Below are 2,526 nucleotides of genomic sequence, written 5' to 3' on the forward strand. Positions count from 1 at the left end.
GTGACGGCGTGCCTTTTGAAGAATGAGCCTGCGAGTTAGTGTTACGTCGCGAGGTTAACCCGTGTGGGGAAGCCGTAGCGAAAGCGAGTCTGAACAGGGCGTTGCAGTGGCGTGATCTAGACCCGAAGCGAAGTGATCTACCCATGGCCAGGTTGAAGCGACGGTAAGACGTCGTGGAGGACCGAACCCACTTCAGTTGAAAATGGAGGGGATGAGCTGTGGGTAGGGGTGAAAGGCCAATCAAACTTCGTGATAGCTGGTTCTCCCCGAAATGCATTTAGGTGCAGCGTTGCGTGTTTCTTACCGGAGGTAGAGCTACTGGATGGCTAATGGGCCCTACAAGGTTACTGACGTCAGCCAAACTCCGAATGCCGGTAAGTGAGAGCGCAGCAGTGAGACTGTGGGGGATAAGCTTCATAGTCGAGAGGGAAACAGCCCAGACCACCAACTAAGGCCCCTAAGCGTGTGCTAAGTGGGAAAGGATGTGGAGTTGCGAAGACAACCAGGAGGTTGGCTTAGAAGCAGCCATCCTTAAAAGAGTGCGTAATAGCTCACTGGTCAAGTGATTCCGCGCCGACAATGTAGCGGGGCTCAAGTACACCGCCGAAGTTGTGGCATTCAGATATTAGCCAAGCCCTTGTGGTTCAGGCGTCTGGATGGGTAGGGGAGCGTCGTGTGGGCGGTGAAGTCGCGGTGGAAACCAGCGGTGGAGCCTACACGAGTGAGAATGCAGGCATGAGTAGCGAAAGACGGGTGAGAAACCCGTCCGCCGGATGATCAAGGGTTCCAGGGTCAAGCTAATCTGCCCTGGGTAAGTCGGGACCTAAGGCGAGGCCGACAGGCGTAGTCGATGGACAACGGGTTGATATTCCCGTACCGGCGAAAAACCGCCCATGCTGAACAGGGGATACTAACCGCCCGAGACCTGCCCGACCGTCCTTTGGACGGAAGGGTTTTGGTGGAGCGCGGGACCTGATCCTGGGAGGCAAGCGTATTAACAGGTGTGACGCAGGAAGGTAGCCGAGCCGGGCGATGGTTGTCCCGGTCTAAGGATGTAGGGCGAACGGTAGGCAAATCCGCCGTTCATGTGCCTGAGATCTGACGGGACCCCCGTATGGGGGGATTCGGTGATCCTATGCTGCCGAGAAAAGCATCGACGCGAGGTTTTAGCCGCCCGTACCCCAAACCGACACAGGTGATCAGGTAGAGAATACTAAGGCGATCGAGAGAATTATGGTTAAGGAACTCGGCAAAATGCCCCCGTAACTTCGGGAGAAGGGGGGCCCCAACCTTGAACACCACTTGCTGGTGGGAGGGGATCGGGGCCGCAGAGACCAGGGGGAAGCGACTGTTTACTAAAAACACAGGTCCGTGCGAAGTCGCAAGACGATGTATACGGACTGACTCCTGCCCGGTGCTGGAAGGTTAAGAGGACCGGTTAGCCGCAAGGCGAAGCTGAGAATTTAAGCCCCAGTAAACGGCGGTGGTAACTATAACCATCCTAAGGTAGCGAAATTCCTTGTCGGGTAAGTTCCGACCTGCACGAATGGAGTAACGACTTCCCCGCTGTCTCAACCATAAACTCGGCGAAATTGCAGTACGAGTAAAGATGCTCGTTACGCGCAGCAGGACGGAAAGACCCCGAGACCTTTACTATAGTTTGGTATTGGTGTTCGGAGTGGCTTGTGTAGGATAGGTGGGAGACGTTGAAGCCGTGACGCCAGTCATGGTGGAGTCATCGTTGAAATACCACTCTGGTCACTTTGGACATCTAACTTCGGCCCGTAATCCGGGTCAGGGACAGTGCCTGATGGGTAGTTTAACTGGGGCGGTTGCCTCCTAAAAAGTAACGGAGGCGCCCAAAGGTTCCCTCAGCCTGGTTGGCAATCAGGTGTCGAGTGTAAGTGCACAAGGGAGCTTGACTGTGAGAGAGACATCTCGAGCAGGGACGAAAGTCGGGACTAGTGATCCGGCGGTACATTGTGGAATGGCCGTCGCTCAACGGATAAAAGGTACCTCGGGGATAACAGGCTGATCTTGCCCAAGAGTCCATATCGACGGCATGGTTTGGCACCTCGATGTCGGCTCGTCGCATCCTGGGGCTGGAGTAGGTCCCAAGGGTTGGGCTGTTCGCCCATTAAAGCGGTACGCGAGCTGGGTTTAGAACGTCGTGAGACAGTTCGGTCCCTATCCGCTGCGCGCGCAGGAAATTTGAGAAGGGCTGTCCTTAGTACGAGAGGACCGGGACGGACGAACCTCTGGTGTGTCAGTTGTACTGCCAAGTGCACCGCTGATTAGCTACGTTCGGATGGGATAACCGCTGAAAGCATCTAAGCGGGAAGCTCGCTTCGAGATGAGATTTCCATACACCTTGTGTGTGAGAGGCCCCCAGCCAGACCACTGGGTTGATAGGCCGGATGTGGAAGCGAGGACTAACGACTCGTGAAGCTGACCGGTACTAATAGGCCGATAACTTACACCACACACCCACCCCGCGAACGGACCCTTCAAAAGCCGTTCGCACCC

At 55.6% G+C, this 2,526-nt stretch carries 1 rRNA gene; it reads left to right on the plus strand.

Going from position 1 to position 2,526, the window contains the following annotated elements:
• A 23S ribosomal RNA gene (locus BM372_RS20300) occupies positions 1–2,483 on the plus strand; the annotation flags it as partial.
• Between the last annotated feature and the right edge of the window lie 43 nt (positions 2,484–2,526).

The organism is Arthrobacter sp. ov118 (assembly GCF_900116495.1).
GTDB lineage: Bacteria > Actinomycetota > Actinomycetes > Actinomycetales > Micrococcaceae > Arthrobacter.